Here is a 17,368-nt window from a genome sequence, read left to right as displayed (position 1 = left end):
TCGTTGTGGGTTGTATTGGTTAATTTCGGCCACTGCCCTGCACGGCGGGTCGGTTGGCGGGTTGGTTCTGTCGTTGCTGTTGCATCGGGTTAGGCGTCTGCGTACCGGCATTACCGCGCTGCTTGAACAACTGGAAACGTGTGGGTTCGGCAATGACGGGGAAATTGTTGTTCTCCGGGTGAATATCAGCAATTTCGCGATAGGGGTCGAGCGTCCACTGGGTGACTTTCTTGCTGGTGGCGATCACCTTCTTGACCGACACATCGTTGAACCGCCAGATCTCCGCCGGAAACCGCGCCACCGAATCCGTGCCATCTTCAAACTGCATCCGAATAATGACCGGCATGGGCAGACCCCCCTTGTTCTTCACCGAGAGCGTGTAGTAGTGGGTCTGGCTGCTGCTCGCCAGCGTCTTGCGCTCCTCCTCGCTCAGCGTTGCCAGATAGTCCTGATAGCGTTTTTTGTCGGCCTCGGTCACGGCGTAGGGGTCGTAGCGGTTGTAGAAGTCGGTCATGGTGCTGTCCTGGGCGACGACGGTCTGGTCTTTGGTGGCCGCATCGCGCTGGCGGCTGATGGTGTTGAGCCTGCGCTGGGCTGCGGTGCGGGCCTCGGCTTTGGCGACTTCGGGGTTCTGGCTGCTGGGCTGAAACCAGTCGACGTCGAGCAGTTCCTGATCGACGGCTTCGGTGCCGTAGAACCAGCCTTTCCAGAACCAGTCCAGATCGACGCCCGACGCGTCTTCGAGGGTGCGGAAGAAGTCGGCGGGTTCGGGGCTTTTGAAGGCCCACCGGCGGGCGTATTCTTTGAAGGCGTAGTCGAAGAGGTCGCGGCCCATGACGGTCTCGCGCAGAATGTTCAACGCCGTGGCCGGTTTGCTGTAGGCGTTTGGTCCAAACGTATTGGGCAGAATATTGTCTGAACTGCTCATGATGGGAACTTGCGAAGCCGCATCGAGCTGCATATATGGCACAATGTATTGCGGTTCGATACCCCGCGCCGGAAAGTTGGGGTCCCATTCTAAACACGCCAAACCTTCCAGAAAGCTGTTCAGCCCCTCGTCCATCCACGACCACTGTCGTTCGTCGGAGTTAACGATCATGGGGAAGAAATTGTGGCCTACTTCGTGGATGACTACCTGAATCAAAAAGTTTTTGGTGTTTACAGAATAGGTGCCATCGGGTTCGGGGCGGGCACCGTTGAAACTCATCATCGGGTATTCCATGCCGCCCACCGGGCCATGTACGGAGTAGGCTACGGGGTATGGATAGGCAAACGTCCGGCGCGAGTAGGACCGTAGCGTGTGGGCCACGAGCCGGGTCGAATATTGCCCCCAGAGCGGGTTGGCTTCTTTTGGGTAGAGCGACATCGCCCAAACGGGTTTACCTTCAACGGTTGGCTGTAGGGCGTCCCAGATAAATTTGCGGCTGCTGGCAAAAGCAAAGTCGCGCACGTTGCTGGCCTTGTAAATCCAGGTTTTTTTGCCAGTAGGCTTACCTTTTTCGGCGGCTTCAGCCTCGGCCTGCGTAACAATGGCTATCGGGTTTTCGCCCGGTTTGTTGCCCCGGCCTTTGGCACTGTTCCAGCGGGCAATCTGCGTGGCCGTCAGCACCTGCGCCGGGTTTTGTAATTCGCCGGTGGCTCCCACAACATGGTCGTTCGGGGCAGTAATGGCTACTTTGTAGTTGCCAAAGATGAGCGTGAACTCACCCTGTCCCAGAAATTGCTTGTTCTGCCAGCCCGTTACATCATTGTAGGCACACAAGCGTGGAAACCACTGAGCCATCTCATACACGTAATTACCATCTTTCGGAAAATACTCATAACCCGACCGGGCGTTGGTTGCATCGGCATCAACAATAGTAAAATTCCAGTCAATAGAAAACGTAACCGACTTGCCGGGCTGAACAGGCGTGGGCAAGTCGATACGCATCATGGTCTGATTGATACGATAGGGCAGCGACTTGCCAGCAGCATCGCGTATGGAGGTAATGCTATGCCCATAATTTTTGCCGCGCAGGTTGGCACCTGGGTCGAGTTGTGCGGGCGATGCTCCCCGTTCGGCATTGATGCTATTGGTGCGGGCGGTGTTACCATCGGCGTCGGGTCGGAACAGGTTCTGATCGAGCTGTAGCCAGATATACCGAAGCGCGTCGGTCGAGTTATTGAGGTAAGTAATAGTTTCTGAGGCAATAATGCGCTGTTTCTGGTCATCGAGTTCAACCTTGATGTCGTAGTCGGCCCGGTTCTGGAAATAGTCTTTGCCGGGTGCGCCCGACGCAGTACGGAAGGTGTTGGGCGTGGGCAAGAGGGAGCCGAGCTGCTCGAAGCGCGAGTTGGCGTTCTGGGTAGGGACCTGACCTGACTGCGCCGAGGCTGTTTGTGCTAATGTAGTCAGGGCCACAATCAGCAGAATTATCTTTTGCATTCGTAGTTTTTAGTCATTGATAAGAGGGGTAAAATTAAGAAAAAAGTAATAGCTGAGCGGAGCGTTCTGTGCGACAACCTAATTAAGCGGTAAATACTGGCTAAGGATGTTGGCAGTTTACAACTATCCGCTAACGAACAACTTACTTATGTGTTACCTTATTTTTTCTATATTGGCCGCCACAAGTTCATCAAACGTGTATTGATTCTGATATAATCTGTTCACACCCAATCTCCCGCCGTTTTCTAATGCTCTTTACCAGTTTTAGCTTTGTTGTTTTGGTTGCCGTCACGTTTTGTTTTTACTACCTGCCTCCGCTCCACCGTTGGCAGGTGCCGATCTTGATTGCTGCCAGTCTGGTGTTTTACATGGTTAACCAGGCCGATTTGCTCTGGTTGCTACTACTGTCTATATCGGTTAATATAGTTGCCAGCTACCTTGTGGTGTATGGGCGTACCGACCTGCGCCTGTTTCACGCAACCTGGGGTGTGGTGGTTAATCTGGGTATTTTGTGCTTTTTCAAATATGGCCCATTACTAAGCCAAACGTTTTTGCCAGCCAACAGCACGCTCGGTGAAACTCTTTCAGCCCTGCCTTTGCCAGTTGGTATCTCGTTTTTTACGTTTCAGGGGATTAGTCTGGTAGTTGACACCTACCGCAACCGGGACGTTCCCCGGTTTCGGTCGCTTATAGCGCGTAATCTGGCACAACACGCGCAGACGGTGTTTTTTTTCAAAGCATTCTTCCCGCAATTGATTTCCGGCCCTATCGTGAAAGCGCATTTTTTTCTGCCCCAAATCAGCCGGAAATACTGGGCCGACATTCAATGGGAAAACTGCTTTCGTACCTTGGTAGTAGGGTATTTTCTGAAGATGGTAGTGGCCGACAATCTGAAGGACCACACTATGCTTATTACGTACCCCTATTTTGAGGGCTATTCGTCGCTAACTCTGCTGGGCCTGTTGTTTGGCTATTCCATGCAGATTTTCGCCGATTTTGCTGGTTACTCGCTCATTGCGTTAGGGCTGGCGGGTTTATTTGGATATACGTTTCCTGCAAATTTCAATTTCCCTTACGTAGCTGTCTCTTTTGCCGATTTCTGGCGACGCTGGCACATCTCATTATCGAGTTTTCTGCGCGAATACCTATACATTCCGCTTGGAGGCAATCGGCACGGTGTCTGGCGCACATACCTGAATCTGATGCTAACCATGGTATTGGGTGGACTCTGGCACGGCGCGGCCTGGAGTTACGCGGTATGGGGATTTGGACACGGTCTGGCTCTGGCGTTAGAACGATTCGTTGATCAGCACATACCGTTAAAGTCAACCCGCATCACGCAGGTTATTCGCAGCAGCGTCGTGTTTAGTTATGTAACACTGTTGTGGCTCCTGTTCAAACTGCCTGATTTTAACCACGTTGTCGCCTACTGCCGGGCCATAGTTAATAATGTTGGCAAACCTCACGATAGTCGGGTACTAAGCCTGATTCTGCTCTACTCGCTGGGCGTGGTCGGCTACCATGTTCATTATTTGATGCGCTCGTCCGAAAGCCACTACGAACCATCGACCTGGGAGTTTGTGGGCTGCGGCATCCTGCTGTTCTTTATAATTACCAATAGTGGCTCTGCCGGAACGTTCATTTATTTTCAATTCTGATGATCCGAAAAGCCATTCTGACAACGGTGCTGCTATTGCTGTTATACAGCACGTTTATCCATGTATGCCAAAGTCACATTCGGCGAACGGGCCTTACCACACAGCAGACCAACACAATTAAGGCCGAAGAGTTTGCGTATGAAACTGACCATCAGGCCGATACTATTATTGTGGGGTCGTCTATGAGCAACCGGCTATTGTTTGATGGGATGCAGAGCAGCTATTGTAATCTGTCGATGGAAGGTATGGCCTCGATAGATGGCTTAGGGCTGATTGCTCACATGAGACAGCACCCCCGGCTATTGCTGGTAGAGATGAACTCGCTGGATCGGCTTCCCGATACCACGCTCGCTCTGCATCTGACCGAACCGGGCTGGGCCTTAGTTCGGGAATACGTGCCATTAACGCGACTGAAATATCAACCGCTTGGCGTGGCAAAAGCTCTGTTTCGCGACTGGTATTCACCCCCTGCACAGGCTATGGGCGCAGAATCGATTGATACGGCTTTTGCCTCGAAACTGATTGCTGAGCGGCTGCACGATATGATGCGTATTCCATCGGAAGGCGAGTTGCGGGAAAAAATAGCGAAGGTGGCTGAACACATTCGCCATTTTCAGAAAGCAGGAACGCAGGTTGTATTTTTTGAGATGCCAACCGACCCGCGCGTCAGAAATGCAGCATTGTCCTGCCGAATCCGACACGTGATCGAAGAAACGTTTCCTCCAGCCGCCTACCGGTATATTCGCTATCCAGTAACTGTTTATCAAACTACCGACGGCGTACATCTACCCCAAACCGAAGGTATTCGGTATTCCCGGTATTTGTACCAACAGCTTTGCCAGAAGCTTTAATTCAACAATTCGTTGTTAATAATGAGCGACAAAGCCATGCCTGCCACAATGCCCGACACAATGAGCGTCCAGCGGAGCCGGCTGCGACGTAATACCTCAATTGTTACGTAGGCAATACCCAGTACAAGCCCAACAATAAGTAACTGACCCAGTTCAAGGCCGATGTTGAATGCCAGTAGCGGCTGCAAAATGCTGGCTTCACGACCCAGTAAACTGCGCAGATAGTTAGAAAAACCCAAGCCGTGAATTAGCCCGAATACCAAAGCCAGCCCATATCGCCATGCCTGATTAAATGGCTTCGGCTTGCTCAGTGAGCGCGATTTCTGTTCTTTAAAAAAGAAATTGGTAATGGCCGTAATCAGGATAGTGATCGGTATCAGCAGTTCGATAACGGCTGTGTCATAACGAACAAGCTGAAGTGTTGCCAACGCCAGCGTAATGGAGTGCCCAACCGTAAAGGCCGTAACCAGAATAAGCACCTGGCGCCATTGGCGGAGCGTATAAACCGTGCAAAGTGCTACTACGAACAGGATATGGTCGTAGCCACTGGGGTCGGTGATGTGGTCGAAACCTAAGCGGAGATAAATTAGAAAATCGTTCATTCTTTGAACCAGTCGGCGTACATGACGTAGTTATTGGCCGTGCGGGCGAAGATTTCAGCCTGTTCTGGCGACACTGCCTTCAGAAACCGGGCCGGATTACCTGCATAGATAGAACCGGGTGGCACAATGGTGTTTTGTGTAACAATGGCTCCGGCGGCAATAATGCTCCCTGCACCTACCACTGCCCCGTCCATCACAATGGCTCCCATACCAATCAATACGTTATCGGCAAGCGTACAGCCGTGAACTACAGCATTGTGTGCAATAGATACGAAGCTGCCAATAGTAGTTTTATACCGCTGGTAGGTGCAATGAATTACGGCCCCATCCTGAATGTTGGTGCGGTCGCCAATCGTAATGCTGTTGACATCGCCCCGCACTACAGCGTTGAACCAGACGGTGCAGTCTCGTCCAAACGTTACTTCGCCCACAATGGTCGCGTTTTCGGCGAACCAGCAATTTTCGCCAAACTGGGGTGCAATGCCCCGAACCGGTTTTATCAATGCCATGCCGCAAAGATAACAGCCCGAACGGCTCAAACTGGCGCGAGCGTTTGCTTGTGCCTTTTATGTATCGAGTATTTACCCGGTCATGCCAGCGAATGCTGGCTACATAAAAGGCACGATCAAACGCTCGCGCCATGTACTGCTTATCACTTCTTATCGACCTTGTCGACTAATTTTTCCAGTGCGTCTTCCACGTCGTCAACCATGCGGTTGGTGTCGCGCTTTACTTTTTTGAAGTCATTGCCGGTAGAGCGTTGTACTCTGTAGTACGAGTCTATTAATTGACGGCGTTTGTCTTCAAGATCTCTGATGCGGTCTTCGCGTTCTTTTTTGGCTTTGCGGCTTTCGTCTTTCACGTCAGCCTTCGCTTCGTCCAGCCGCTCGTCAACCTTGTCTATTTGCTCCGAAACACGGTCGGCCAAATCACGGCGGTCGTTGTCAAACTCGTCGGCGTCGCGGTTGTTCCGACGGTCGCTGCGGTTATCCATTCGGTCTGAGCGATCATCCCGGCTGTCGCGGTCGTCGCGCAGTTGACTGCGGTTATCACGCTTGTCGCGGTCGTCGTTATCCCGGTCGTCCATGCGGTTCCGATCATCGCGGTTATCATCTCGATTGACGAGATCACTCAAGCCCCTACGGTCATCGCGGTTGCGGTCGCGGTCATCATACGAACTGCGACGGTCGTCGTAGCGGTCATTGTTCCGGTCATCGCGATTGCGGTCGCGGCTGTCCATCCGGTCGCGGTCGTCATCGCGGTTGTTACGGTCATTATTCCGGTCCCGGTCGTTATTGCGACTATCGTTATATGAGTCCCGGTCGTCATAGCGATTTGATGGACGCTCATCAGATGAATTACGGCTACGGCTGTCGAAACGGTCGTTAGACGCATACCGCTCCCGGTCGTCGTTCATACGCGTATCGCGATCATCTCTGTAGCGATTGTTATACGAACTGCTGCCCGACATCCGGCTTGGGCGGTCACTATCGTAATCGTTGCCGGTATTGTATCGGTTATTGTACGCCGAATTTCTGCTCTGACTCATCCGGTCATCGCTGCTACGACGACCAGCCTGGCCTCTTTCGTTGTCGCGGTCGTTATTCCGCTCCCGATTACTACTGAACAGACCGGGTTCGTCGCTGCGGTCAGAACGGTCGTTATTGCGACTATCGCGCCGGTCATACTCATTGTCGGTAGTGCGGCTGCGCGAATCGCGGCTATTCGTGGCGACTATCTCGCGCCGACTGGCCTGGTTATCACCATAGAGCCAGCCTTCAACAGTGGCACAGGAAGAAAGCCCCATCGTGGCGGCCAACAGGGCGGCTACGGTCCAAGTTCTGCGTTTCATAACGTTTTGTAGTTGAGTAAGAATAAACAATATGGTTCAAAAAGCGTACCACCTCGTCTTACAGCTTATTAACCAGCAAAACGCCTGGAATGTTGGGCATTTACTCTACGTATATTGTGGAGTTTATTCACCTCACTACTACCACCCCAGCTCCGTGATAACTGCGGTACTCGCCGTTGTACATGGCATCGGCAGATACCGGGCCAAGTACAAAACGACCTTTTGATACGGCCCGCGCCTGATAATAAAACACCTTCTCCGCACCCGTGGCCGACGTGTAGAAATTGATTCGGTCGTCGCGCAGGTCGAAATGGTCGGGGGTAGCTGCGCCTTTTAGCCAGTCCATATCGCGCTGTTCTGTCAGGCGCGGGTTTTCGACTTCGAGTCCGGCGGGCAGCAAATCTGTTACTACTACGTTATCGATATTCAGGCCGTTGGTGCTGGCTACCGTAACCTTCACCACTACTAAATCATTCTGACGAACCTCGCTGATGGGTTGGCCGTTGCGGTCGAGGTATTGCCGCCGGACGCGTAAACCGTTGTCTTCTTCGGCAATTTGCCCTGCTTGTGGCACACCTTCACTTTGTACGAAATAATACACGTTGCCCGATCCTTTTGCACTCAACAGAAGTGGCTGGTTTGTTAGAAGCCGTTTCACATTGAGAAAGGCATCGGTCATACTGCCGAGCGATTTGCCGCCTGCCGAAAGCGTGGCCGTAGTCGTAGTTCCGGCGTTTTGACGGGCTAATTTACCGAGAGCCAGAAAGGCAAAGGCTGCTTCCTGCGTGTTCAGGTACGTATTTTGCCGCAACGCTCCCGACAGTTGGCGTGCCAGCGTCGGAATTTGAAGGTTGCTACGGTCGGTTTCTACGAGCGCATCGAGGGTAAGCGCAAGATTACGCAGCGGAGAGGCATAGCTGCCACCCGTTTCGCGGGCTGTGGTGTTGTCGGTATAGCGTTTGGGTAGCAGGGCCGTGTAGCTGCGGGTATCGCCCAGCCGGAAAAACGCAGCGGCCAGCAAATACCGGCTGTCGGTGGTCAGTGTCTGAGCGTTTTGTTTGTAATAGTTCATGATCGGGCGGTTGGGTTTGCCCGCAGTCGCCAGCGCGTAGAGGGCATAAATGCTGGTGCGGCTGGCTACGTTCCGCACCGTTCGCCCACCCGCTTCGTCAAACTGCGCTACGGATTCGGTGGCCGGGTTGTTGGTATACGTTGTCAGGTAGTCAATAGCCGAACTCAGCACCGACCCCCGTACTTCGTAGCCCGCTTCCTGGGCCTCGGTCAGGAAATGGAGCGCGTAGGCCGATGCCCACGGATCAACCGCCAAACCCACCATGCCCGGCCACATCGAGAAGCCCCCCCTGGCCGTTTGCAGCCCTTCGACAGTCTGAATGGCCTGCCGCACGTTGGTGGCCGGGTTCAGGTCGCTGTCGCCGTTCCGCACAAAATAGGTGTTCGACGCGCCTATCTGTTTCGTTAAATCAGCAAAATATAGTTGTGGAAACGCTCGTGAAATGGTCTGTTCGATACAACCGTGCGGATAACCAAGCAGAAACGATAACTCCCGGCCATACTGCGCCACCGGCGAACGACTCAGCGTCATGCTGGCCCGTGCAGTGCCGGGCAGGAAGCCGCCCGTTACGTTCAGCGTTTGCGTTTTGCCGCCCGCCACCGCGCCCGAAAGCGTCGTTTTTTGCAATGAAGCCGCCGGACGTACCGTTACGTCGATTTTTTCGGTGAACGTTTCGCCTAACCCATTCACTGTGAACGTGATACCCCCCGGCCCAATTGCCTGTTTGGCCGATAGCCGGAACGTAGCCCGCGCTTCGCGTCCTGCCGGAATGTTTAACTGCTGCGAACTCAGGCTGTCGATTGCCAGCGGCCCCGTGAGGCTCAGCCGGGCCGTAACGGTAGCCGCTTTTTTGGTTGTGTTACTCAGGTTGACAGGTAAATCGAGTTGGTCGCCGGGCGAGAGAAAACGTGGTACGCCCGCGCTGATCACAATTGGGTCGGCCACTTTCATGTTGCTGTTGGCCGATCCGAAAGCGTTGTCTTTATATGCGACAGCCATCACGCGCAAATCGCCCGAAAACTGCGGCACGTCGACCGTGAATTCAGCTTCACCATCCAAGCCGGTGTCGAGAATGCCGCTCCAGAGAGCCACGAGCCGCACCCGCCCGTTGCTGAGTGGATTTACGCGCCGTTCGAGGTCGTAACCATCGCCCCCTACGCTCGACTGCGACTGGAGCGACAATTCAGGGTACAACAGCGCGTAGAGGTCGTGGCTGTTCACTTCCAACGCCCGTTTCTGGTAAAAAAAGCCGTGCGGATCGGGCGTTTTGAAATTCTTGAGTTGCAGAATACCCTCATCGACCACTGCCACCGTGACTTGCGCGTTTCGGGCAGTTTTCACCCGAATCGTTTGCTTCGTTTTCGACCGTGACTGCGTAGCCGCCGTAATGGCTACGGCCAACTTTGAGTCCTTGTCCTGCACCGGCACCGGAGCAAATCCATGCGCCACCGTCAGCGGTAAGTTGGTTGCATCCATCGCCCGGATGAGTGTAGCGGTGACATACACATTTGGCAAATGGTCAGACCCGACCGAAAAACTAAACTCTGCCGATTTATTGCTGGTTGTGAGCCATTTATGCTCTAAAACACGGTTGCGCTCGATGGTTACGAGCAACTTGCCATCGAAGGGTGCTTTAAACAGAATTCTGGCCCGGTCGCCGGTCTCATACGTCTCTTTATCGAGCGTCATCAATACCTGCCCTTCCTGGCTTACCTCAAACGATGAAGCCGACGTGCTGCCCCAGCCGTAAGCGTAAAAACCGGTAGTGGCGTAGCCTGTGGCCGATTCGCCAGCCCGACGAATTCTGATTTCGTACTCACCCGATACCGTCGGTACATACCGGAACGACGCTTTGCCACCTTTGAACGTCAGCGTATTGGTATAGACTACTTTCTCGCGCTGTTTGGTTGTGTACTTGATTTGATCGTTCTCCTTTTTTTCGATAACCGTCTGATAATCATAGCGAACAACTTCCACCGTTGCAGTAGCCGACGGGCGCAGCGTTCCCGACGCATCGACCGCAACCACTTCAGCGGCTACGGGCGCGTTGGTTGTTACGTAATAATCGGGTAGGCGAACGCCAAAAAATACATCCTGCGTTTGCACGTCGAATCGCCGGAGCCGGTTAACGGGTCGTCCGTTTTCGTCGAAGACCGACACAAATAGCTTGCCTTCCAGAATGCCAATATCCTGATAGGTGGCCGGGATAACGAACCGCTCGGTGGCCTGCCCGTTGGCGTTGGTGCGTCCCTGCCGAACCTCTTTGGGAAACGCCACTGCCGATGCGCCCATTTCCGACATGGCGAAGTTGTATTCGGCAAAGTCTTTCGGGGCGAAGGTTTTGCGTTTGAGTTGCAGCTCCATTTCATACGAACGGTCGGCAGCAGGCGGACCGAAGAGATTGGTGGCCGTGGTCGAGAGCGTAATGGTTTGGCCTGCTTTATACGTTGTTCGGTCGGTTAGTACGTCGACTTTGATGCGGTCGGGAATAAACTCTTCAACGCTGACCGACTCCGTTGTGAGCTGTATGTTGTTGGCATTCAGTACTTCGATGGTGTACGTGCCCGTTACGGCTGCCGGGTCGAGCGGTACGTCGGTCGAAATCGCGCCCTGACTGTTGGTGGTTTTGCGGAAGGCTCGCACCTCACGCCCGTTGGGGGCCAGGAGCCGAATCAGCACCGGCACCTCGCCCACGCTTTGCCAGCTTTGCGACCGAATAACGGTGTTGAAATGAATGGTTTCGCCGGGCCGGTAAATATCACGGTCGCCATATACGAACGCATCGAAACCCGACGTGTTATCGCGCTTGCCTTCAACGGCAAACCGCGACGTTTCGACCTGCGTATCGGGTAAAAACAGAAAATTGAAATCAGCATTTTGCGTGGGGCCGTCGGTGCGGGCCGTAATAAGCGCGATTTTAAAACCGGGTGCTTTCTCGCCTACTTTCTCAAACCGGGCAAAGCCGCTGCCATCGGTTTTGAGCGTATACACCGATTGGTTGTTTGAGCTAACAAGCGTCAGTTCAACATTTTGCAGCGGTTCGGCAGTGCGGATAGAGTTGGCCCATACCAGTACCTCGTCGTTGGTTTGCCGGGCTACCAGACCAATGTCCGACACCGATACCAACTGCGTGGCCGACAGATAGGCTTCATCTTTTGAGCCAACCGATACCAGATACACGCCCCGGAAGTTATTGTCCTGATCGGGCAACGATACGTTCAGGGCCGAAACGCCCCGTACTTTTGGCAAATCAATGGTTTCAACGGTCTTGTTTACCAGTACGTCGCTCAGGTCGCCCGACTCGTCGTCGTTGTAGTTGAACGTGCCGTTGGGTGCCCATATACCATCCTGACCTTCTGAATATTGTTCGTAGCGGTTCGAGCGGAAGTAATTGAGCAGGTTATTTTCATACAGTTTGGCGATTCTAACCTGTACTTTCGGCACATTGACAATGCTCAGTCCCACATTTCGCGCACCTTTCGACGATAAATACAGTGCCTTTTTGTTCGCAAACTGGATGCTTGCGGGCATCTTTCCAAAAAATAAATCGCGCGTAATCGACTCGCTCAGTTTGGTGCCGAGCGTACCGCGAATTTGATCGGTCAGGGTCAGTACGTAGGTGTCGGTTTCATTAAAATTACCACGAATGACGAAGCCATTTTCGGTCAGTTCCGCCGACGTCTCGACCTCCGGTTGAATGGTGTAATACTGGCTCAGCTTCCCTGCCTGCAATTCCTGCGTTGTGATGACCCGCACCACGCCTGTGTTGTTCTCAAAGCGCGTCTGCACGTCCACCACCTCTACCGACGTCCGCGATGGCAGCGTGGAGGTTTCTTCAATAGCCTCTTTGCTGACGTAAGCCGTTTTCGGTACGGTCAACCCCTTGCCGAGCTTCATGGTCAGCGGCTGCTCGTTCTTTTCAGCGGGCGCATTCAGTAGCGTCAGGGCCACGCTCGTGGGGCCATCGGCGGGGGCTAACTGCACCGTAATCGGCTTTTCGTCCGTTGCTACTGTCAGCTTGCCCGATACCTCGCCCGCGCTGACGGGGTAGTTGAAGTTCAGCTTTGCTTTCGCAACCGGTTGCCCCGTCTCGCGCGATTTGGCCCACCACGTTTCAGTACCGGTCAGTTGGAGATAAGGCGTGTGAAAGTCGATTTCCTCGCCCGATACTTTCAGATCTTTGTCTGGAGCGCGTTTCAGTAAATCGGCGGTCAGTTCGGCGCGGTAGTCGGTGGCAGGGTCGAAGGCCACGGTGGGCGAGAATACCAGTTCGTTGGGGGCCGTCCACCGGAATTTGCCGCGCACAGCCGGCTTAAAGCGCACGTACTGAGTCGAATCCCACTCACCGAGTGCGCCGTTTTTTTCGTCGGGTCCAACGTTTTTGTTAAATGTAAAGGTCAGATTCTGCGTCTGTTGCACCTCATCACCGAAGTTGCGGCCAACAACGTTTACTTCGTTGAACGACAGCCGGGAGCAATGGGCGAGCAAAAAAACAAGCGGTATGAAAAGGAGGGAGTGAAGGAGCCTGCGCCGTGTCATGATAGGTAGGAAATTAGGGCCGAATGCTAACGAAAAAACCCACTCAAAGATGCTGAGTGGGTCAATTATTTTTTACTGATTGTCAGGGTTATTACGGAACGGTCAACGGTTGTGCGCCGTCATTTGGCTGCCGTAAACTGAATGTTGGCGATTTTCCAGCCAGTTCCCTGTTTCACGCTCGTTACCGAGAAGGCCACGTTGCTGTCGAAGCCCTGCCCCTGAATGCTGCCTTTGGCTTTCCAGTTGCCCGTGGTTACGGCGGCATCGTTGTTGTACTGCCTTGTCCGTGCGTCCGAAATCGTAGCCGTTTCAACGATTACAAAGCCTCCGCCAACGCCCTGCGCCAGCAAATCGCCATCAACGGTTTGCCCGTCGAAACTGGTAATGCTAAAATCTGACGTCAGGTATTTGTTAAGGGTGCCATCTTCATCGAGCATAGCTTTGAAGAAAGCATTGGTTAGGGCCGTAGGGTCCTGCATGGGGTCGGTGGGCGCGGTTTGTGCAAACGTAGCGGTGGCGAACACTAAACCGGCAACAAGTAATAAAATGGATTTCATAGATTGGTTTTTACTTTTAGAACGGAAAAATGTGGATAAATTGCGAAAATGACAAATCGTAAGCTGTTCGTCATTAGTTTTCTGTGTTCGTCCGATTTCTGTAAGTAGGATAACCGGAAGAAAAGGTATTCTATCAAATACTTTTCTGGTGATTTCTTATTAATTGAATATGTTTGTACTTTGTTAATTTCCAGAAATCACAATTGCCCAATGTGATTCATTTGCTCAGAAACCTACTCTCTATCGAATACTATCCACAGAATAAGTAATTTACTTTTTGTTTTGGTAGACTGAAGTAAAATTAACTACTATACATGTAAACATTTTACAGATGCGGTTAGCATGTTTTTTCTCAGTTTGTCGACTGACAATATCTTTACTGGTATTTATCAGTTCGATCAGATCAGGCTTTGCCCAACTACCGAGCGGTTTCTCGAAAACTACAATCCAGGATAACTACACCAGTCCGGTAGGTATCGTATTTTCGACAGATGGTAATCGATTTTTTGTTTGGGAGAAGAGCGGACGAGTGTGGGTATCTGTCTGGAATGGCAGTGCGTATGTGCGGCAGGCAACACCCGTTGTCGACATTCGGGAGGAGGTTGGCGAGTGGAACGATTTTGGTCTGCATAGTATCTGTTTAGACCCCAATTTCGAGAGCAACGGTCTCATGTACCTGTTTTATACGGTCGATCTGCATCACGTATTGAATTTTGGTACAGCCCAGTATAGTAGCACCACCAATCAGTATCATAATGCCACGATTAGCCGGGTATCACGGTTTCGGGTTCAAAACACTAACGGGACTTTAACGGCAAATAGCCGAACCGTTTTAGTGGGCGAATCTGCCACAACCGGTATTCCGGTAACGTTTGAGTCGCACGCAGGAGGCACTATTTTGTTTGGTGAAGACGGAACCCTGTTGGTATCAACTGGCGATGGGGCGCACCATGAAGGAGTTGACGTAGGTGGACGTACTGATACCTACTTTCAGGCATCGCTCAATTTTGGCATGATGCGGTCCAATGAGAACGTAGGAGCACTTCGCGCACAAATGGTTAGATCGCTGTGTGGTAAGGTATTACGAATTGACCCCGCAACGGGGAACGGAGTATCAAGTAATCCGTTCTACGATGCTGCCAATCCGCGTTCGCCACAGTCACGCGTCTGGACGTTGGGGCTTCGCAACCCGTATCGCATGTCGCTCAAACCCAACACAGGCAGCACCAACCCCGCCGACGGTAATCCTGGTACATTGCTGATAGGCGACGTGAGCTGGTATCAAATTGAAGAATTTCACGTAGTCGATAAAGCGGGCCTTAACTGCGGCTGGCCCGTCTACGAGGGTCTCGACCCAACCATATCCTACAACGGTACAAATGTTCGTAACCTCGATGAGCCGGGCACGCCCACTTTTGAAAGTCTGTGTGTGCAGCCTACTACGTTTGCCGATAACCCAAACCCGACATTGCGCCGGTTTACGCATTCACGTCCGGCTCTTGACTACAGCCACGGCACAGCCCGAACCCGAGTGCCGGCCTTTAGTGGAACAACACCTATTGCCCGGCTGGTTGGTAGTACGGGTGCCCCCGCCGGTACTCCCTTTTTCGGCAAATGTGTTATAGGTGGCGTTTACTATACAGGTACGCAGTTTCCGGCTATGTACCGCAACACGTACTTCTTTACGGATTTTAGCCAGCACTGGATTAAAAATCTGGACCTTCACGACGAAGGTGATCACGTTGTTCACGAGGTACGAAACTTTGCCCCGGATAACTTCGACCCGTCTATACTGGACATAAAAATGAACCCCAGAGATGGGTCGCTCTTTTACGTTCGGATTCAGGGTACGGTATCGCGTATCAGCTATGGCGGCAATCAGCCCCCGGTGGCTAATGCCTCCTCAACCATAAACTACGGGACGTCTCCGCTTAGCGTGACCTTTACCGGATCGAACTCCGTCGACCCTGAGGGCCTGCCGCTGACCTACCTGTGGGATTTTGGCGATGGCACCACCTCGACGTCGGCCAACCCGGTGCATGTGTTCACGGGCACCGGAGTGAGGAAATTTACGGTTACGCTGACGGTTAGAGACAATGCCAATCAGGCGTCGCTGCCTAAACAACTCGTGGTTTCGGTCAATAACACGCCCCCGACGGTGCAGATTACCAACCCGGCGCAGGGTACGCTATATACGATGAGCCAGGCTACGCCGTACACGCTTCAGGCAAACGTGACGGACACAGACCAGACCGGCATGGGTTATGAATGGCAGGTATCGCTCGAGCATAATAACCACTCCCACCCCGAACCGGTGATAACCACTGCTTCGCCTACCGTGACTATTTCGCCGGTTGGGTGTAGCCCTAATGAGACGTATTATTACCTGATTACGCTGACCGTAACCGATAATGGAGGGCTTAAAGCTACCCACTCCGTCACGCTATATCCAGATTGTAATTCGGCCAGTTCGCTGGTAAGCAACGTGGTTGCAACCCCGCAACTTAATTCTGTTCGGGTCAGTTGGATTAACCCAACGGCAACGTTCAATGAAATTCTGGTTGCGGCCCGTCCAACCGGTGGTTTCACCGACATACCAATTGGCACGTCGTACACGGCTGATCCCAGCTACACCGGAAACGGATCACCTATCGAAGGAGGAAAGGTGGTTTATAAAGGCATTGGCAACGAGGTCACTGTTACCAATCTAAACCCGCTCGTTCAATATTATTTTCGAGTATACACGCGTGTAGGAGGCATCTGGAACGGAGGGGTAGAAGTTAGTGCCATTCCCAATCTGCCGCCCGTTGCCCCAGCTATACAACCGCCAGCCGCTGCTACCGGGCAATCGTATGCCTACACAATACCTGTTTTTACAGACCCTGAAAATCAAGCACTTGTATATAATCTTACTGGCTTACCAGCCTGGCTAAGCTATAATACCACCAGCCGCCAGTTAACCGGAACACCAACCCAGTCGGCCAGCCACACCCTCACGATTAGTGCTACCGATCCGGGTGGGTTGATAACGGCTGTTCCGTTCGTTATTGTGGCAGGACCTAATCAGCCTCCCACAGCACCAACGCTACCCGTACTGACCGCCGAAGTAAATCAGTTTTTCACGTACACAACGCCTGCCTTCACCGACCCGGAAGGCAAATCGCTTACCTACAGCGTTACGAACCTGCCGGGCTGGCTGAGTTTCAATTCAGGAACGCGCCAATTTTCTGGAACCCCCACAGTAGCCAGTAGCTATTCGATCACGGTCAGAGCTACCGATCCGTCGGGTTTGTTCACGTCAAGAGTGTTGGTTATCAATACGTCTGTGAATCAACCGCCTATACCTCCCACTATAGGCCCACAAACGGCTGAAATAGGTTATTTCTTTACCTATACCGTCCCTGCTTTCACAGACCCCGAAGGGCAAACGCTTACCTATAGTGCCAGCGGTTTGCCGGGCTGGCTAAGTTTTGATGCTGTCAATCGTCGGCTGACTGGTACGCCAACGCAGGCCGGTAGTTTTACCGTAACCGTTAGGGCTACCGACCCGCGAAGTCTAACGGCCTCGGTTCAGGTTGTTATTAGTACGGGCGTTTGTAGCATGGTTACGGTCAAAAACGGTAGCTGGGACGATCCTACCGTCTGGTCCTGCAATCGGGTTCCAGCCAGCACAGATGCTGTACGGGTCGAGCATGTCATCAGTTTGCCTAACAACTACACGGCATTGGCCCGAAGAGTTACGTTCGCAGGTGGGAAAACGCTGTCTGTGGGCGATGGAGCACGGCTACAGTTTAGCCCATAACATACTACGC

General features: G+C 52.7%; 9 protein-coding genes. 3 read left to right on the top strand and 6 right to left on the bottom strand.

The annotated features are described in order from the left end of the window. Nucleotides 1-19 precede the first annotated feature (19 nt). Nucleotides 20-2,425 (bottom strand): M1 family metallopeptidase, encoded by a 2,406-nt coding sequence (locus AWR27_RS18945; RefSeq protein WP_077132640.1) that lies wholly within the window; start codon nt 2,423-2,425, stop codon nt 20-22. Nucleotides 2,426-2,757: 332 nt separating this feature from the next. On the opposite strand from AWR27_RS18945, the gene AWR27_RS18940 reads away from it, so the two are divergent. Together AWR27_RS18940 and AWR27_RS18935 are read left to right on the top strand one after the other, a co-directional pair. Beyond that, a complete protein-coding gene (locus AWR27_RS18940) occupies nt 2,758-4,083 on the top strand; it encodes an MBOAT family O-acyltransferase (protein WP_232325873.1) in 1,326 nt (441 codons plus the stop codon). Beyond that, nucleotides 4,083-4,934 (top strand): hypothetical protein, encoded by an 852-nt coding sequence (locus tag AWR27_RS18935; protein WP_077132638.1) that lies wholly within the window; start codon nt 4,083-4,085, stop codon nt 4,932-4,934. Before AWR27_RS18940 ends, AWR27_RS18935 begins: the two co-directional genes overlap by 1 nt. Here the strand turns inward: AWR27_RS18935 and AWR27_RS18930 are convergent. The 5 genes from AWR27_RS18930 to AWR27_RS18910 form a co-directional block, all read right to left on the bottom strand. Beyond that, nucleotides 4,931-5,536 (bottom strand): HupE/UreJ family protein, encoded by a 606-nt coding sequence (locus tag AWR27_RS18930; protein ID WP_077132637.1) that lies wholly within the window; start codon nt 5,534-5,536, stop codon nt 4,931-4,933. The two genes, AWR27_RS18935 and AWR27_RS18930, sit on opposite strands and share 4 nt — an antisense overlap. After that, nucleotides 5,533-6,045 carry a gamma carbonic anhydrase family protein gene (locus tag AWR27_RS18925; protein ID WP_077134082.1) on the bottom strand — a complete coding sequence of 171 codons (513 nt, stop codon included), beginning with the start codon at nt 6,043-6,045 and terminating at the stop codon, nt 5,533-5,535. The genes AWR27_RS18930 and AWR27_RS18925 overlap by 4 nt, the downstream gene beginning before the upstream one ends. 143 nt (nt 6,046-6,188) lie before the next feature. Next, nucleotides 6,189-7,388 carry a sll1863 family stress response protein gene (locus AWR27_RS18920; RefSeq protein WP_077132636.1) on the bottom strand — a complete coding sequence of 400 codons (1,200 nt, stop codon included), beginning with the start codon at nt 7,386-7,388 and terminating at the stop codon, nt 6,189-6,191. A gap of 127 nt (nt 7,389-7,515) precedes the next feature. After that, complete coding sequence (locus AWR27_RS18915) at nt 7,516-12,999, bottom strand: alpha-2-macroglobulin family protein (RefSeq protein WP_077132635.1); 5,484 nt, start codon at nt 12,997-12,999, stop codon at nt 7,516-7,518. A gap of 119 nt (nt 13,000-13,118) precedes the next feature. After that, nucleotides 13,119-13,556 (bottom strand): nuclear transport factor 2 family protein, encoded by a 438-nt coding sequence (locus AWR27_RS18910; RefSeq protein WP_077132634.1) that lies wholly within the window; start codon nt 13,554-13,556, stop codon nt 13,119-13,121. Between the two features lie 331 nt (nt 13,557-13,887). Here AWR27_RS18910 and AWR27_RS18905 point away from each other — a divergent pair, with 331 nt between their 5' ends. Next, nucleotides 13,888-17,358, top strand: a complete 3,471-nt coding sequence (locus tag AWR27_RS18905) for a putative Ig domain-containing protein (protein ID WP_077132633.1) — start codon at nt 13,888-13,890, stop codon at nt 17,356-17,358. Nucleotides 17,359-17,368: the final 10 nt, after the last annotated feature.

The organism is Spirosoma montaniterrae (assembly GCF_001988955.1).
GTDB classification, from domain to species: domain Bacteria; phylum Bacteroidota; class Bacteroidia; order Cytophagales; family Spirosomataceae; genus Spirosoma; species Spirosoma montaniterrae.
The sequence above is the reverse complement of the archived record's forward strand: the minus strand, read 5'-3'. Positions and strand labels throughout refer to the sequence as shown.